The organism is Streptomyces sp. NPDC029169 (genome assembly GCF_055563935.1).
In genome coordinates this window covers 143,857-159,826 of the sequence record NZ_JBVHXA010000016.1, presented here as the reverse complement: position 1 = coordinate 159,826, position 15,970 = coordinate 143,857, and the positions used below count along the sequence as shown (strand labels likewise).

Sequence of the window (15,970 nt, the reverse complement as noted above, 5' to 3'; positions counted from 1 at the left end):
CGCGGACGGGACCCCCCAACACGGAATGTAGTGAGTTGTCATCGCGGCGGAGCGTATCGCCTCGGCTCCCGGGCCGACCAGTCATTTACGTCCCCGGCAGTCGGCCGGGCGTCGGGGCGGGACCAGGTAGGCTGCCCCGGCGTGCGCGACGCGGCGCGCGCCTCGACACGGGAGGAATCCGCGTTGCACGTCCAGGAGTGGCTGGAGACGATTCCGCCGGTCGCGATCTACGCGCTGGTGGGTGTGGTGATCGGGCTCGAGAGCCTGGGGATCCCGCTGCCGGGCGAGATCGTGCTCGTCAGCTCGGCCCTGCTCGCCTCGCAGCACGGTGACATCAATCCGTACGTCCTCGGCGCCTGCGCCACCGCCGGTGCCATCATCGGCGACTCGATCGGTTACGCGATCGGTCGCAAGGGCGGGCGGCCGTTGCTGGCCTGGCTGGGCAGGAAGTTCCCCAAGCACTTCGGCGAGGCCAACATCGCGCTGGCGGAGCACTCCTTCGAGAAGTGGGGCATGTGGGCCGTCTTCTTCGGCCGCTTCGTCGCCCTGCTGCGGATCTTCGCCGGACCGCTCGCGGGCGTGCTGCGGATGCCGTACTGGAAGTTCCTCATTGCCAACGTCTTCGGCGGCATCCTCTGGGCGGGCGGTACGACCGCCGTCATCTACTCGGTGGGCATCGTCGCCGAGGCATGGCTCAAGCGCTTCTCGTGGCTGGGTCTGGTGCTCGCCGTCCTGATCGGTGTGGCCTCGATGCTGATCCTCAAGAACCGCGCCAAGAAGGCCGCGGCCAAGACGGAGGCGGCCGCCGAACCCGCCGCGGAGCAGACGCCGGTGCCGGTGGCCGACTGATCCGGAGCGCTCGGACAGGCAACGGAAGGGCGCGGTGGCCGAACGGCCGCCGCGCCCTTCTGCGTACCCCGTGCGCCGCTCAGTCCTTGAACGCCTCGGCGTGGCCCCTCGCCAGGTGGAGGTACATCTCCGCGTTGAGGCGGATGCCCGCCTGCTCCTCCTCGGTCAGCGGGCGCCGGACCTTGGCCGGGACGCCCGCCACCAGCGAACCCGGCGGGATCTCCATCCCCTGCGGGACGAGCGCCTGCGCGGCGATGAGCGAGCCGGCGCCCACCCGGGCCCCGTTGAGGACCGTGGCGCCCATGCCGACCAGGACGTCGTCCTCGATCGTGCAGCCGTGGACGGTCGCATTGTGGCCGACCGTCACGCGGTCGCCGATCGTGACCGGGAAACCGGGGTCGACGTGGACGGTGCAGTTGTCCTGGATGTTGGAGTCCTCGCCGACGACGACGGGACCGCAGTCCGCCCGCAGCACGGCGTGGTACCAGACGCTGGCACGGGCGCCGAGCGTGACGTCGCCGAGCACGACGGAGGTCGGGGCCGTGAACGCCGTCGGATCGACCCGCGGCTCCTTGCCGCCCACGCTCTTGATCAACGCCTCTGTCATCGTCCGCTCCTGATCCCTCATGCTTGCGTCACGCCTGCACGGCACCCTAGCCCCGGTTCATGGCGGACATCACAGGGCACCCCCGGTGATCAGGTACGACGGTGCCGACTACCGTGTGCGGGTGCCCAGGAACAGAAACACGTTCTCCTCTCTCACCGCCTGGCGGCGCCGCGTCATCGCCCGGGCCGTGCAGGGCGGGTGGCGCTGGATGCAGGAGGCCGGGGCCGTGACCGCCGACCGCCCCGGGCGGCTGCGCTTCCGGCGCCTCGGCGCGGGCACCCGGCTCGCGTTCCCGCAGGGCACCGTCTTCGGTGAGCAGTGGATCGAGATCGGCGAGTGCTGCATCATCGCCGAGCAGGTCACCCTCACCGCCGGAATGCTGCCCGGACTCGACCTCGGCCCCGACACCGTCCTGACCCTGGGCGACGGCGTCGTCCTGGGCCGCGGGAGCCACGTGATCGCCGACAGCCGGGTGACCATCGGCTCGGACACGTACTGCGGGCCGTACGTCTACATCACCTCGACCAACCACAGTTACGACGATCCGGACGAGCCGGTCGGCAGGCAGTGGCCGCGCTCCGAGCCGGTCGAGATAGGCCGGGGCTGCTGGCTGGGCACGGGCGCCGTGATCCTGCCGGGGGCCCGGCTCGGCCGCAACGTGGTGGTCGCGGCGGGCGCCGTCGTACGGGGCGAGGTGCCGGACCACTCGGTGGTGGCCGGTGCGCCGGCGAAGGTCGTACGCAGCTGGGACACCGAGCGGGGCTGGCAGCCGCCCCTGCGGACGCCGGCCCCCGTGCCGATCCCGGACGGCCTGACGGCCGAGCAGCTCGCCGGACTCGCGCAGCTGGACCTGGCCGAGGGCTGAGCCGGGGGCCCGCGGCCATCAGCCTGTCGCGAGCTGCTGAGGGCTGAGCCGGGGAGCCCACGGCCGTCATCCCGTCGCGAGCCCGCGGCGGTCAGCCCCGTCGCGAGCCCGCGGCGGGTCAGCCCATCGCGAGCCGCCGAGGGCTGAGCCGGGGGCCCGCGGCCGTCAGCCCGTCACGAGCAGCACCATGCGGCCAGCGACCCTCAGCCCGTCGCGAGCAGCACCGTGCCGAAAAGGGCGAGGCCGGCGCCCGCTGCCTGGACCGCGCGCAGCCGCTCCTTCAGCACCCCGCGCGCCGCCAGTGCCGTGACGACCGGGTAGAGGTTGGCCAGGACCGCGGCGACCGTCACCGGACCGTTCTGCGCCGCGATCGAGTACGTACCGTTGGCGGCGACGTCCGCGAGGCCGACGAAGGCGAGCGCCGGAAGGGCCGCCCACACGACCTTCATCCCGCCGCCGTCCGCGGGCAGCGCCCGGCCACCCCGCCGCACCGAGACGTACAGCGCGCCGCCGCCCACCGCCACGTTGGTCACCCGCTGCACGAACAGGGCGAGGAACAGGCCGGTGAGGGTCGAGGACGCCTCGGCGATCAGCGCCATCACCGAGCCGAAGCCGAGGGCCGCGACCAGGGTGAGGAGCACCGCCTGACGCTGGACGGGCGCGCCGCGCAGCTCGGGCCCGCCGGCGAGGACGACGCCGACGATCGCCACGCCGATCCCGGCGAACTGGAGCAGCCCCGGCCGGTCGCCGATGAGCAGGCCCACCGAGACCGGCACGACGACGCCGAGCGAGCCGAGCGGGGAGACCACGCCCATCGGGCCGAGCGCCAGGGCCTTGTAGAAGCAGAGCATCGCGACCGGACCGACCACGCCGGCCGCGACCGCGTACCAGAGCTCGGGACCGGCTTCGTGCCAGCCACCGGTGGCGATCACGATCGCGCCGAGGACGACGACCGCGACGATCTGCGAGGCCACGACCACAGTGAGGGCGGGCATGCGCCGGGTGAGCAGCCCGCCTCCGAAGTCGGCCAGGCCCCAGAGCAGGGCGGTGGCCAGGGCGAACAGCGCAGTCATGGGTCCTCACAGGGTGGTGGTCTCGCAGTACAGTGCGGTGTACAGCTGAGTACACCGCGGTAGACCCCACCGTAGTTCAGTCTGTTGAACTCTGTCATCCAAAATATTGGACGGAATGTGTCGGACCTCGATCAGCTCACGCAGTCGCTCGCGCGGAACCTGAAGCGGTGGCGCAATGAACGCGGTTTCACGCTGGACGCGCTCGCCGCCCGGGCCGGTGTCAGCCGCGGCATGATCATCCAGATCGAGCAGGCCCGGACGAACCCCAGCGTCGGTACCACCGTGAAGCTCGCGGACGCCCTCGGAGTCTCGATCACCACCCTGCTCGACTACGAGCAGGGCCCCCACGTCCGCCTCGTACCGCCGAGCCAGGCCGTCCGCATGTGGTCCACCTCCACCGGCAGCCACACGACCCTGCTGGCCGGCACCGAGGCGCGCGGTCCGCTGGAGCTCTGGGCCTGGGCGCTGATGCCGGGCGACGGCAGCGACTCCGATCCGCACCCCGACGGCACGACCGAGCTGCTGCACGTCACGACCGGGGAGCTCACCCTCGTCGTCGAGGGCGAGGAGCACCACATTCCGGCCGGCACGTCCGCCGTCTTCGAGGCCAACGTGCCGCATGCCTACCGCAACGACGGTACGGAGCCGGTCGAGATGACGATGGCCGTGTCCATCCCGCCCGTACGCTGAGACGTCCAAACCCGGGCAGGGGGCGGCTTGTTAACGTGGCCGGTATGCGTGCACCCATCGGAGACTTCGACAACGCCGTTCCCGCCCCCGAGTGCCTGGACCAGCTCACGGAACCGGTCGCCGCGGCCGTACGCGCCTGGCAGGGCACCATCCCGGCCGATCAGCTGCTGTACGTCGACACGGATCCGGAGATCGCCGACACGGCCGCCTTCGTGGAGAACCACGGCCGTGAACTCCTCGAGCAGTCGGCGAACTGCGTGATCGTCGCCGGGAAGCGGGGCGAGGTGACAACCCTGGCGGCCTGCGTGGTGCGCTCGGACACCCGGGTCGACGTCAATGGTGTCGTCCGCAGGCAGCTGGGCTCCCGCAAGGCGAGTTTCGCGCAGATGGAGACCGCGACCAGGGAGAGCGGAATGGAGTACGGCGGCATCACTCCGCTCGGACTCCCGGCCGACTGGCCCGTCCTCGTGGACGCCACCGTCGTCGACACCCCGTGGGTCCTCATCGGAAGCGGCCGGCGGCGGGGCAAGCTGATCGTGCCGGGAAAAACCTTCGCCCAGCTGCCCGGCGCCGTCGTCCTGGAAGGCCTGGGCGTCGCCTGAGGCTGGTCCGACAAGCCCCGGGGCGTCAGCTGAGCCGGGGGATCTCGATCGCGGGGCAGCGGTCCATGACCATGTCGAGGCCGGCTGCGCGCGTGCGCTCCTGTGCCGCCTCGTCGATCACTTCGAGCTGGAACCAGACCGCTCTGGCACCGATGGCGACGGCCTCGTCGGCGATGGGGCCGGCGAGGTGGCTGTTGACGAAGACATCGACGACATCCACCTTGAACGGAATGGCCGAGAGGGAGGGGTAACCCTTCTCGCCGTGTACCGTCTCGGCCTTCGGGTGCACGGGCACGATCCGTTTGCCGTACTGCTGCAGAACACGCGCGACGCCATAGGCGGCGCGGCGCTGGTTGGAAGACAGCCCGACGATGGCCCAGGTGTCGCCGAGCTCTGTGAGAATCCTGCGGACCGCTGCCGAGTCGTCGTACACCGCTGCCCCCTGTGAGTCGTTGTGTCATGGGGGAGAACGGGCACAGGACGCAGGAAATTCCGTCCGGTAGCCCTGGACTGTGAGACAGGCGCGGGGCGGCGGGCGGAGGAACCCGGAGTCTGCTGGCGCGTTGCGAGTCAGCGAGCGGTGGGTGGAGCGGCGGCGGCGCAAGCGGCGCGAGCGCGGCAGGGGGGGGGGGGGGGGGGGGGGGGGGGGGGGGGGGGGGGGGGGGGGGGGGGGGGGGGGGGGGGGGGGGGGGGGGGGGGGGGGGGGGGGGGGGGGGGGGGGGGGGGGGGGGGGGGGGGGGGGGGGGGGGGGAGGAGGGGAGGGGGGGGGGGGTGTTGGGGAGGTACCCCCCCCCCCCCCCCCCCCCCCCCCCCCCCCCCCCCCCCCCCCCCCCCCCCCCCCCCCCCCCCCCCCCCCCCCCCCCCCCCCCCCCCCCCCACCGGGCGTCATGTCACGTTGCGGGGACGCCGACGTCATTGAGCGTCTTGCACTCGGTGACGTTGTCCGCGGTGCCGGGCTTGGCCACGGCGCGGATGGTGGTGAAGTTGTTCAGGTAGGCGCTGTAGGAGGCGGAGTCCTCGATCTTCAGCAGGGCCTCGTCGTTGGTGGTGAGCGCCGGGGAGGTGTAGTTGTGGCTGCCTGTCCAGATGAGCTGGGCCTCGCGGCCGTTGTACCAGCCGTCGATCAGCAGGTACTTGGAGTGGACGATCTGCGACTGGGTGTTGGCATCGCCGTCGTCATTGAGGTTGTGGCAGCGCATCTGCGGGCCACCGGTGAAGTGGAGGGCGTTCCAGGTGCCGTCGTCGGTCCGCGTGTAGACGATGTCGACGGCGCAGCCGGCACGCTGCAGGGCGGCGAGCTTGTCGGCGACGGCTTGGCGGGTGAGCTGATACATGGCGACGCGGACCACGCTCTGGTGGGTGCCGGAGATGTCGGTCCAGGAGCAGCTGAGGTTGTCGAGGATGCCGACGATCGTGTCGTTGGCGGCGTCTCCGCCGGGGCGCGGGAAGAAGTATGCCTTGTAGGGGCCGGAGCTGGAGTAGGCGTAGGTCCATCCCGCCGGATTCTTGGCGGCCAGCTGCTTGAAGTACCAGTCGTACGCGTTGTAGAGGCCGAGGTTGTCCGCGACCACGGAGGCGCTGTTCCACAGCTTGTCGTAGCTCGACGGCGTGAGGTTCGACGACGTCTGCACCACCACATTGGTCGCCCCGTTCACACTGGAGAAGAGTGCGAACTTGTTGTGCATGATGCCGGCCACGGTCTGATCGCCCAGGCATGAGTGGCCCGCGGGACAGAGTGTGATGAAGGAGCTCTGGGTGGTGTCGGTCCCCAGCGCGTTCTTGAGGGTGTTGTAGGACACCAGGTCGGCCTTCGCGTGGCTGACAGCGCTCTCGTCCTCGATGACCTGGACGTTGACCCGCCGGTTGGGGTCGGTGTGCGCGTTCGCGAGTGCGTTGGCGACGGTCTGCGACCACAGGTGGAACATCGCGATCTTGATCGTGGAGTCCGGGTTCGCCGTGTCGATGAGGCCGACGATCCGGTCGCGGATGGCGTTCCGCTCGGCGCTGCTCGTGGAGGTGGGCGTGTTGAAGACAGCGCCGCTCGCGATCGCCGCCGTGGGCGTTGCGGCAGCGAAGTTCAACGACAGCACGGAGATTGCGAGCAGCAGGGGCAGCAGGACCGCGACCGCGCGGCGCCGGGGCGTGCTGGGTATGTGAGGTATTCGCATGGGCCTTTCTCCGGAAGCTGCTCGCCGACACGCCGGGTACCAGCGGGCTACTGCACGTGAACACTTGTCCGACGCGGACGGGATCATGCCACGGCTGTCAAGCGTCGAGGAAGCTCGGCTGTGGTGGAGGACACAGTTCCGTTTCATTCGTGGGGAGCTTGGAACTGTTCGCCAGATCTGTCGGATTTCGAGAGTTGAGCAAGGCATGGCCAGCCCCTACGGTGCACCTCCGCTGGGTTCTTCCAACAGGAGCGCGTTGTCCAACGCACCCACATGGGCAGTGCGCTGACGAACCAACAAGGACTGTCGGTCCCGCCCTGCGTCGAATCGGACGCGCCCGTTCCGTATCAGCCCTTATTGGGGAGTTCTTGGTGACGTCTCGTAGGCGCGCCCCGCGCAGCAGCTGGGCGCTGGTCGTTTCCGGCTGTCTTATGGCCGGCTTGCTGGCAGGGGCCAGTGTGCTGCCGGATTCCCGGCACGATCTTCCAAGTGTGTCCGCCCGTGAAGGGATGCAGCCTCGCCTGCCGGAGGCCGAGCACTCGGTCCAGCTGGCACGGCCGGTCTTCCCCGAACCCGCCCGGGCCCATGTCGATCTGACCCGGTCCACGAAGGGCAAGGCCCTTGCGGTGGCCCCCTCCGGGGCCGTGATCGACACGGCCAAGGACAGCGCGAGGGCATCGAGCGCGGTGGTGTCGGTGGCTCCGGCTCCGGTACGCCACCCGTCCCCCACCTCGGCACCGCCGGTGTCCGAGGTCGATGTGCGGGTCCTCGACCAGAACCAGGTCAAGGCCGCCGGCGGCGTCGGTGTCGCGGTGCGCCTGACGCGCACCGACGGAGTCGCGGCGCCGGGTGCGCTGCGCCTCTCCATCGACTACGACAACTTCCGCCACCTCCATGGCGGTGAATTCGCCTCGCGTCTGCGGCTGGTGAAGCTGCCGGCGTGTGCGCTCACCACCCCGCGGGCCAAGGGCTGTTCCGAGCGCACCTCCATACCGGTGGCCAACGACGTCAAGAAGGGGACGCTGACCGCGACCGTGGACGCCGACCCGGCCTCGTCGGCGGAGGGGGAGGCGGATACCGGCGGGATGAGGACGAACTCCCTGGACCGGACGCCGATGGCCGCGGCCACCACCGGAGGCACCGTCTACGCCCTGACCTCGGGCTCGTCCTCGGACAGCGGCGACTTCCGGGCCACCCAGCTCAGCCCGTCCGGCTCCTGGGATGTCTCCACCGGTTCGGGCGCGTTCACCTACTCCCTGCCGATCCAGCTCCCCAAGCCCCCGATGGGCACAGCGCCGTCGCTGGCGTTGGGGTACAACTCCCAGGAGGTCGACGGCCGTACCTCGGCGACGAACAACCAGGGCTCCTGGGCGGGCATGGGCTGGAACCTGGGCGTCGGTTTCATCGAGCGCAAGTACCGCAACTGCTCCGAGGACGGTCTCGCCGGCCAGAGCATCTACGACCTGTGCTGGGATTCGCCGAACTCCACCGTGGAGCCGGACGGCGCGGTCTACACGATCAACCTCAACGGTGTGACGTCGCAGCTCATCCAGGACCGCACCGGTGACGGCTCCTACCACGTCCAGGACGACCCGGGCTGGCGCGTGCAGCACATCACCTCCGGCGGCCATGGCTCGGTGGACTCCTACTGGGTGGTCTCCGCTCAGGACGGCACCCGTTACTACTTCGGCTGGGGCCGCTCCGAGCGCACCCTCAACGCCACCAACTCCATCTCGACCGTCCCCGTGGTCAGCAACAACGCGGGCGAGCCGTGCTGGAGCGGCAGCATCGAGACCTCGGTGTGCACCATGGGCTGGCGCTGGGGCCAGGACCGTACGGTCGACCCGAGCGAGGTCGAGACGTCGTACTTCTACGACAAGGAGAAGAACTGGTACCGCTCGACCGTCGGTGCCGACAAGGCCCGTGAGTACGACGCGTCGTCCTACCTGTCGCGGGTCGAGTACGGCTGGGCCTCGCAGATCACCGACGCGAAGCTGCCGGCCCGGGTGGTGTTCCAGCATGTGAACCGGTGCACGGAGCGCACCTCCGAGCCGGACCCGCTGGCCAACCCGGTGACCACGGACTGCCCGTCGATCTCCAGTTCACCATCCTCGTACCCGGACGTACCCACCGACCTGATCTGCGACGGGTCGGCGGATCCCACGAACGCCTGCGCGGGCAAGACGTACTACCCCACGTTCTTCCACCGGGACATGCTCTGGGACATCAAGACCCAGATCTGGGACGACGCGACCGCCACGTGGCTGTCGGTGATGCAGTACCAGATGAAGTACGCGTTCACCAACGGCACCGGCGCGGGCAACACCATGCTGTGGCTGGACTACGTCCAGCGGAAGGCGTACGGCAACGACCCCAACGTCACCCTGCCGACCATCGACTTCCATGGCGTCGACAAGGACAACCTGGTCGGCGCGAGCACCCTGCAGTTCCGCCGTATCGACCGGATCTACGGCGACCTCGGCGCGGTCACCGATGTGACCTACGGTCGGCCCAACCCGTGCGACAGCGCTCCGGCCAGTCAGTCCTCCAACACCAAGGACTGCTACTGGCAGAAGTGGATCCCCGAGGGCCAGACCGACGAACGCACCGGCTGGTTCCACAAGTACCTGGTCACGAAGGTCCAGGCCGACCCGGGCGTGGGCGTCGGAGCCGGTCATGACGGTGACCCGGTGATGACGACCACGTACGACTACAAGGGCGGCGCCGGCTGGCGGTTCACCAACGACCCGCTGGTCCCGGACGCCGACGAGACGTGGTCCGACTGGCGCGGTTACGGCGAGGTCACCATCTCCAAGGGGGCAGGCGACAACGCCTCCTCCGTCCACCACTGGCTCTACCGGGGCCTGGACGGTGACCGCACGTCCAAGACGGATCCCACGCTGAAGCGTTCGGTGACCATCACGGACACCTTCGGCGGCAACCACACCGACTCGGCCTGGCTGGCCGGCCGCGAGCTGGAGACCAGCACCCGCGACCACAACGGTGAGCCGCAGGAACGGACCGTCCACGACTACTGGGTGTACACGACGGCCAGGTACGACGGCCTCCCGGACGCCCGGTTCGTCCGGGAGAACAAGACCACCACGCACACCAAGGTCTCCACCACCATCGACTCGATCGAGTCCACGTGGCGCGAGCACATCGTGACGAACGACTTCGACACCGCCGAGGCGGCCAGCACCACCTTCGGCCTGCCCATGCGCAGGCACGACTGGGGTCAGACCGGTGTGTCCGACAACCAGTGCACGGTCTACGGCCGCGCCTACAACCGCAGCAAGATCGGCACCACCCCCATCGAGCGGTTCATGGCGCTGGAGGACCACACCCGGCACTACGCCGCGGGGTGCACCACCACCAACCTCGAGTCCTACAAGGACGCCGAGACCATCATCCTCTTCGACGGTGCGACCTCGCTCGCCGCGAACGTCCCCATCGACGGCAAGCCGACCGAGGTCCGCTCCTACACCGCCGAAGGCCAGTACCGCTACGTCAAGCACGGTTACGACAAGGCCGGCCGGATCGTCTCCGACTCCGACTCGCTGGGGAACACCACCACCACGACCTACCTGCCGAACAACACCTGGCCGACCGACGGCGTCGTGACGACCACCGCCGACCCCGACGGCACGGGACCGCTCACCCCGCAGACCATCACCAACTTCTACTCCCGCTTCTGGGGAGAGCTCTGGAAGACGGTGGACGCCAGCAACAGGACGACGAAGATCGACCTGGACGGGGCGGGCCGGACCGAGGCGGTGTGGCTGCCGTCCGAGTACGGCGGTGCGAACCCCTCGATGAAGTTCAGCTACAGCCTGCCCACCTCCACCAAGAGCGACGGTGTCCCGAGGGTGGTGGACCGGGCGCCCAAGGTGACGAGCCAGACCCTCCAGTCGGGCTCCACCTACTCCACCAGCACCGAGTTCATCGACGGTCTCGGCCGTACCCGGGAGAGCCAGACCCCTTCCCCCGACAACTCCGGGCTCACCGTGGTCTCCACCCGGTACGACTCCTCGGGCAATGTCACGGGTACCTCGTCGCCCTTCTACCACTCCAACACGCAGCCCCTGCCCGCCGACGGCATGGTCAAGCCGACCGTCTCGGACCTGCCCTCCTACAACGACGTGATCGTGGACTGGGCCGGTCGCACCTCCGAGTCCCGGATCCTGGTCAACGGCCAGGCGCAGAAGGCCGGCCGCACCACGATCCGCTACTCCGGGGCCGACCACACCGCCACCTTCCCGGCGCTCGGCCAGCCCACCGAGACGTACACCGATGTCTACGGGCATCCCACCAAGGTGATCGAGCACACCGCCACCCAGGCGTTCACCAGCACCTTCTCCTATCCGCACGGCGGCCAGCTCACCGACATCCAGGACGCCCAGGGCAACCACACCCGTCGCACCTACGACTGGTCCGGCAACCTGGTGACGACCGACGACCCGGACACCGGGCTCACCCGCACGACCTACAACGCCTTCGGTGAGATCGACACCACCACCGATGCCAACGGGACCGTGCTCAGCTACGACTACGACAATCTCCACCGGCCGATCAAGGTCCGGCAGGGCACCACCGTGCTGAGCACCCGCAGCTATGACACCGCCCCCGGCGGCAAGGGCCTGCTGGCCTCCGCCACCTCCTACGACGGCGCCAACGCCTACACCACGTCCATCGGCTCCTACGACGACCACGGCAGGGCGCTGAGCAAGACCGTCACCGTCCCCAGCGACGGCTCCGGGCTGGGCGGCCAGTACACCTTCCAGTACGAGTACGACGCCGCCGGCCACATGACGGCCGTGACCTACCCGGCTGTCGCCGGACTTCCCTCGGAGAAGGTGACCGCCACCTACACCGACCAGGGCCGCGCGTCGCGGCTGACCGGCACGCTCGGCACCAGCGTGTACGTGAACAGCACGTCCTACGACAACTACGGCCGCCTGACCGGGCGTGCCTACGGCGCGGCCGGCGCCGCCGCCAACCGCGTCTACACCTACAACGACGCCAATGGCACCGGCTGGCTGAACAACATCACCACCAGCACCACCACCGGGGGCACCGTCCAGAACGACACCTACAACCGCAACGACAACGGCAGCATCACCGCCCTCGTCGACAACACGGCGGCCCAGCGGCAGTGCTTCGACTACGACGACCTGCACCGGCTGACCGCCGCCTGGACCACGGGCTCGGCCACCGTCTGTGCCAGTAGCCCCAACCCTGACTTCTCCGCCGGGCCGGACCCGTACCAGCAGTCCTTCAGCTACGACAGCATCGGCAACCTCACCTCGCGGACCACGGCGACCAGCGCGACCAACGCCGCCACCTGGACGTACCACTACCCGGCGGCCGGCTTGCCGCGCCCGCACGCGGTCACCTCGGTGGACCGAACCGGCGGCAGTGACTCGTACGGTTACGACACCGCCGGTCAGATGACGTCCCGGACGGTCCGGGACCAGGCCACCGGCACCGACGTCCCGGCCGACCTCGTCTGGAACGCACAGCACCACCTCGTCCAGTTCACCGCGAAGCCGGTGAGCGGCAACAAGGTCACGCGTTACGTCTACGACGCCGACGGCCAGCTGCTGATGCGTACCAGCCCGGACGACAACGTCCTGTACCTCGGCGACCAGGAGATCCACAAGAGCCCCAGCGGCACCCCGGTGGCAACCCGCTACTACAAGAGCGGTGACAGCACCGTCGCCATGCGGGTCGCCGACGGCGCGAACGGCAAGCTCACCTGGCTGATGGCCGATCACCAGGCCTCCACCCAGGTCGCGGTCGACGCCACCACCGGCGCCGTCACCCGCCGCCGCTACCTGCCCTTCGGCGGTCAGCGCGGCAGTACGGTCCTCCCGGCCGGGACGACCCGCGGCTTCCTCGGCAAGCCCGAGGACGCCTCGACGGGCCTGAACATCCTCGGTGCCCGCGCCTACGACCCGGTCCTCGGCCGCTTCCTGGCCGCCGACCCGGTCCAGGACCCGGCCCAGCCGCAGCAGTGGAACGCGTACGCGTATGCCGGTAACAATCCGGTCAACAGGTCGGACCCGAGCGGGTTGTTGCCCGTTCCGGATCCGGGGGATCCGCTGTACCCGGCGTTCGACGCCGCCCGCAACGTATTCGCCTCCCACTTCGTCCCTGCTGTGGACATCAGCTTCCACGCTCTCGGCACCATGGCCAGGCCCTGGGACCCGGTCGTCCGCACGGTGGTACCCGAGAGCGTGATGGGCACCGACAGCGATCCGACGGCCGTCCGTGTCGGCTGGGAATGGGCCACCAATACCGGCCCGAAGAAGCGGACGCTGAACTTCGACAACCGGTTCACCAGGACTCTGCAGCGGCACCGGCACGTCCAGGACGTGCGGGAGATCATCGCCACCAAGGTCAAGAACGGATCGCTCGAGAAGGGAGACGACGACAAGAAGAAGTACAGCCTCAGTAAGTACGGCCTGGAAGGGCTCAAGAGTGACTTCACGTCGAACCTGAGCGCGGCGTTCCTGGGCTCGTACATGCTGCACTACAAGATCACCGGAATGGACGAGAAGACCGGCGAGGTGACGGTCGAGTTCACGGTGTCCAACGACAGCACGATCAACTCGGCCGTACACACCGCTCCCCAGCTCGGCGGCTACGGAGATTGGTGGGAACAGAACATCAAGGTCCAGCTCGACGACAGGTTCGGCACCGAGGGTGTGATGTCGCTCAAGAAGCAGGAGATCCACTGGACCGAGACCTTCCCGCTCGATTCCCCGGGTCAGTACTACTCGGTCCCGCCCAGTGGCGGCCGCGGAGGCGGCATCTACGTGGGCGGTGTAGAAATGATCCCCGACCCCGTGGACGGGCTGATCCTCATTCCCGCGATCATGTCGACGTAGGAACGTACTGGTCAGGCGCACCTGTTCCTTGGTGACTTACACCTGAACCGACGCCTCGCACCACCGACGGGTGCTCCCGGCATTTCGCGGAAATGCCGGGAGCACCCGGTCGTTCTGAGTCCACAGAGAAAGGCCATCGTGAATCCGACCAGCCGAGGAATCCTCGTCGTCGCCGGCGTGGCGGCGCTGTGGCCGGCGAGCGCGTGCGCGCCGCCTCCGCCACCACCCCAGGTGACCGCGGCAGATCTGGTCGGCGCCTGGCAGAGCGACTGCCAGGCTGTTCTCGCGGTCGGCGCCGACCAGAAGTTCAGTTTCAGCCACTTCCCGACCGAATATTCCGTAGAGTCCGGCTCCGTGACGCGAAGAGTCTCCGGGGACGGCACGTGGTACCTCTTCGCCGGCGTCAAGGACGTCGCACCGCAGACTCTCGATCTCAAACGTGACCACACGCTCTATTCACTGGACTTCGCCCGCACGAAGAGCCGGCTGGTGCTCGAGTGGACAGTGGGCGACCCTGACAACGGTCTGGAGTGCGCCTTCTCGCGATCGGCGTGAGGGGGTGCGGCCGTCGCGTGACGGCCGCATACCCCTGCGCGCCCCCGCATCGGTGCCGCGCCTGGTGTGCTCGTCACTCCGGTCGCCGGATCGGGATGCTGAACGACGCCGAGCTGGAACCAGACCGCCTTGGCATCTTTGGGGTGCGTCACGGCTTGATCGGCGATCGCGCCGTCGTCTTCGACACCCTGCCCCGGCCCGGGGCGGCCGCGCTGACCGGCCCGGACGCCCCGAGGGAGCTGGCGGCACGACGCCTACCGCCTCACCCGGCTCGAGATGCAGAGCCGCCAGGACGCCCGCCGGGTCGCCTCTTCGAGGCCCTGCTCGACGGCCGCGCCGACGACCCGGCCGCCGCGGCCGCCTACGCCGCGCTCGGCGTGCCGCAGCATGACCGGTACGCCGTCGTGGTCGCGGCCCAGGACCCGGCCGCCGCGCCCCACCCGGCACCCGTCCTGGAGGTGCGCGGCATGTTCTGGCGCCCCCGCGCCAAGCCGCTACGCCGGCATCGTCCGGCTTCCGCGCGGCGCGGACGCCACACGCACACGCACCCTGCTCGACCAGCTCCGGCACCGGACGGTGCGACCGCCGGGGTCTCCCTGGAGTTCGACCGGCTCGCCGAGGTGCTGCTCAGCAATAGGGGCGACATCGCCGACCGGATCGGCACCGTCCATCTCGGACCGGTCCTGGCCATCGGCGGCGAGCGCGCCGCCCTGCTCGAGACCCTCCGGGTCTGGCTGGACAACGGCTGCTCGGCCGCCCGGGCCGCCGAGCTGCTCTACTGCCACCGCAACACGGTCCTCAACCGCATCAGCCGTATCTCGGAGCTCACCGGCCGCTCCAGCGAGTGGGCAACACCCGCCTCGGCTGGTCCCTGGCCCTGAGGGCGCTGCCCTTCGCCGTCCCCGTCGACATCGCTGACCTCGGGAGGAACTGGAGCCGCCGGGGGACTGAGGGCGGAGGCGCGGTCCCGGGCGCATAGGGTGGCGGGATGCAGGAGCAGTACCGCACGCTCGCCCGCGAGGGCGTGCACGAGACCGAGATCAACCGCTCGCGCTTCATCTGCGCGCTGGCGCCGGTGGCGACCGAGCAGGAGGCGCAGGACTTCGTCGCGCGCATCCGCAAGGAGCACCCGACGGCCACGCACAACTGCTTCGCCTACGTCATCGGCGCCGACGCGTCCGTCCAGAAGGCGAGCGACGACGGCGAGCCCGGCGGCACAGCGGGCGTCCCGATGCTCCAGATGCTCATGCGCCGCGAGGTGCGGTACGTCGTGGCCGTCGTCACCCGCTACTACGGCGGCGTGAAGCTCGGCGCGGGCGGTCTCATCCGGGCCTACGGCGGCGTGGTCGGCGAGGCCCTCGACGCGCTCGGCACGCTCACCCGGCAGCGCTACCGCCTCGCCACCGTCACCGTCGACCACCAGCGCGCGGGCAAGCTGGAGAACGACCTGCGGGCCACGGGCCGTAGCGTGCGCGAGGTGCGGTACGGCGAGGCCGTCGCGATCGAGATCGGACTCCCGGACGCCGACGTGGACGCCTTCCGCGCCTGGCTCGCCGATGTGACGGCCGGCACCGCGCGCGTGGAGCTGGGCGGCGAGGCGTACGGCGATGTGTGAGCGGAAGGCCTGGGGATTCACCGAAGCCCCGGCCGTTGTCCGACCCCACCGAT

12 protein-coding genes are annotated in these 15,970 nt (G+C 69.7%); 8 read left to right on the top strand and 4 right to left on the bottom strand.

The genetic code is table 11. The annotated features are described in order from the left end of the window. Positions 1 to 183 precede the first annotated feature (183 nt). A complete protein-coding gene (locus ACZ4VI_RS26885; protein ID WP_468003310.1) occupies positions 184 to 849 on the top strand; it encodes a DedA family protein in 666 nt (221 codons plus the stop codon). A gap of 79 nt (positions 850 to 928) precedes the next feature. On the opposite strand, the gene ACZ4VI_RS26880 is transcribed toward ACZ4VI_RS26885, so the two are convergent. Continuing rightward, positions 929 to 1,456 carry a gamma carbonic anhydrase family protein gene (locus ACZ4VI_RS26880; RefSeq protein WP_468003222.1) on the bottom strand — a complete coding sequence of 176 codons (528 nt, stop codon included), beginning with the start codon at positions 1,454 to 1,456 and terminating at the stop codon, positions 929 to 931. 121 nt (positions 1,457 to 1,577) lie between these two features. Here ACZ4VI_RS26880 and ACZ4VI_RS26875 point away from each other — a divergent pair, with 121 nt between their 5' ends. Continuing rightward, on the top strand, positions 1,578 to 2,321 hold the full coding sequence (locus ACZ4VI_RS26875) for an acyltransferase (RefSeq protein WP_468003220.1): 744 nt from the start codon (positions 1,578 to 1,580) through the stop codon (positions 2,319 to 2,321). Between the two features lie 203 nt (positions 2,322 to 2,524). Here ACZ4VI_RS26875 and ACZ4VI_RS26870 read toward each other — a convergent pair whose 3' ends face one another. Further along, entirely contained in the window at positions 2,525 to 3,394 is an 870-nt protein-coding gene (locus ACZ4VI_RS26870) for an EamA family transporter (protein ID WP_468003218.1), read from the bottom strand. Between the two features lie 117 nt (positions 3,395 to 3,511). On the opposite strand from ACZ4VI_RS26870, the gene ACZ4VI_RS26865 reads away from it, so the two are divergent. Together ACZ4VI_RS26865 and ACZ4VI_RS26860 are read left to right on the top strand one after the other, a co-directional pair. Further along, positions 3,512 to 4,084: a helix-turn-helix domain-containing protein gene (locus tag ACZ4VI_RS26865; RefSeq protein ID WP_468003217.1), complete on the top strand. Its 573-nt coding sequence runs from the start codon at positions 3,512 to 3,514 to the stop codon at positions 4,082 to 4,084. A gap of 44 nt (positions 4,085 to 4,128) precedes the next feature. Continuing rightward, the gene (locus tag ACZ4VI_RS26860) at positions 4,129 to 4,686 is read left to right on the top strand and encodes a YbaK/EbsC family protein (RefSeq protein WP_468003215.1); all 558 of its coding nucleotides are present in this window, start codon (positions 4,129 to 4,131) and stop codon (positions 4,684 to 4,686) included. A gap of 25 nt (positions 4,687 to 4,711) precedes the next feature. On the opposite strand, the gene ACZ4VI_RS26855 is transcribed toward ACZ4VI_RS26860, so the two are convergent. Next, entirely contained in the window at positions 4,712 to 5,119 is a 408-nt protein-coding gene (locus tag ACZ4VI_RS26855) for a CoA-binding protein (protein ID WP_468003214.1), read from the bottom strand. Between the two features lie 457 nt (positions 5,120 to 5,576). Beyond that, complete coding sequence (locus ACZ4VI_RS26850; RefSeq protein WP_468003212.1) at positions 5,577 to 6,854, bottom strand: phospholipase D-like domain-containing protein; 1,278 nt, start codon at positions 6,852 to 6,854, stop codon at positions 5,577 to 5,579. Positions 6,855 to 7,345: 491 nt separating this feature from the next. On the opposite strand from ACZ4VI_RS26850, the gene ACZ4VI_RS26845 reads away from it, so the two are divergent. The 4 genes from ACZ4VI_RS26845 (at position 7,346) to ACZ4VI_RS26830 (ending at position 15,917) form a co-directional block, all read left to right on the top strand. Further along, entirely contained in the window at positions 7,346 to 13,747 is a 6,402-nt protein-coding gene (locus ACZ4VI_RS26845; RefSeq protein ID WP_468003210.1) for an RHS repeat-associated core domain-containing protein, read from the top strand. 138 nt (positions 13,748 to 13,885) lie between these two features. Beyond that, a complete protein-coding gene (locus ACZ4VI_RS26840) occupies positions 13,886 to 14,302 on the top strand; it encodes a hypothetical protein (RefSeq protein ID WP_468003208.1) in 417 nt (138 codons plus the stop codon). A gap of 155 nt (positions 14,303 to 14,457) precedes the next feature. Beyond that, positions 14,458 to 15,183 (top strand): helix-turn-helix domain-containing protein, encoded by a 726-nt coding sequence (locus ACZ4VI_RS26835; RefSeq protein ID WP_468003206.1) that lies wholly within the window; start codon positions 14,458 to 14,460, stop codon positions 15,181 to 15,183. Positions 15,184 to 15,290: 107 nt separating this feature from the next. Further along, positions 15,291 to 15,917, top strand: coding sequence for a YigZ family protein (locus tag ACZ4VI_RS26830; RefSeq protein WP_468003205.1), 627 nt, complete (start codon positions 15,291 to 15,293; stop codon positions 15,915 to 15,917). The last annotated feature ends 53 nt before the right edge of the window (positions 15,918 to 15,970 follow it).

Coding starts and splice junctions, on each gene's coding strand:
- ACZ4VI_RS26880 (WP_468003222.1), bottom strand. CDS start 1,456: ATGACAGAGGCGTTGATCAAGAGCGTGGGCGGCAAGGAGCCGCGGGTC.
- ACZ4VI_RS26870 (WP_468003218.1), bottom strand. CDS start 3,394: ATGACTGCGCTGTTCGCCCTGGCCACCGCCCTGCTCTGGGGCCTGGCC.
- ACZ4VI_RS26860 (WP_468003215.1), top strand. CDS start 4,129: ATGCGTGCACCCATCGGAGACTTCGACAACGCCGTTCCCGCCCCCGAG.
- ACZ4VI_RS26850 (WP_468003212.1), bottom strand. CDS start 6,854: ATGCGAATACCTCACATACCCAGCACGCCCCGGCGCCGCGCGGTCGCG.
- ACZ4VI_RS26830 (WP_468003205.1), top strand. CDS start 15,291: ATGCAGGAGCAGTACCGCACGCTCGCCCGCGAGGGCGTGCACGAGACC.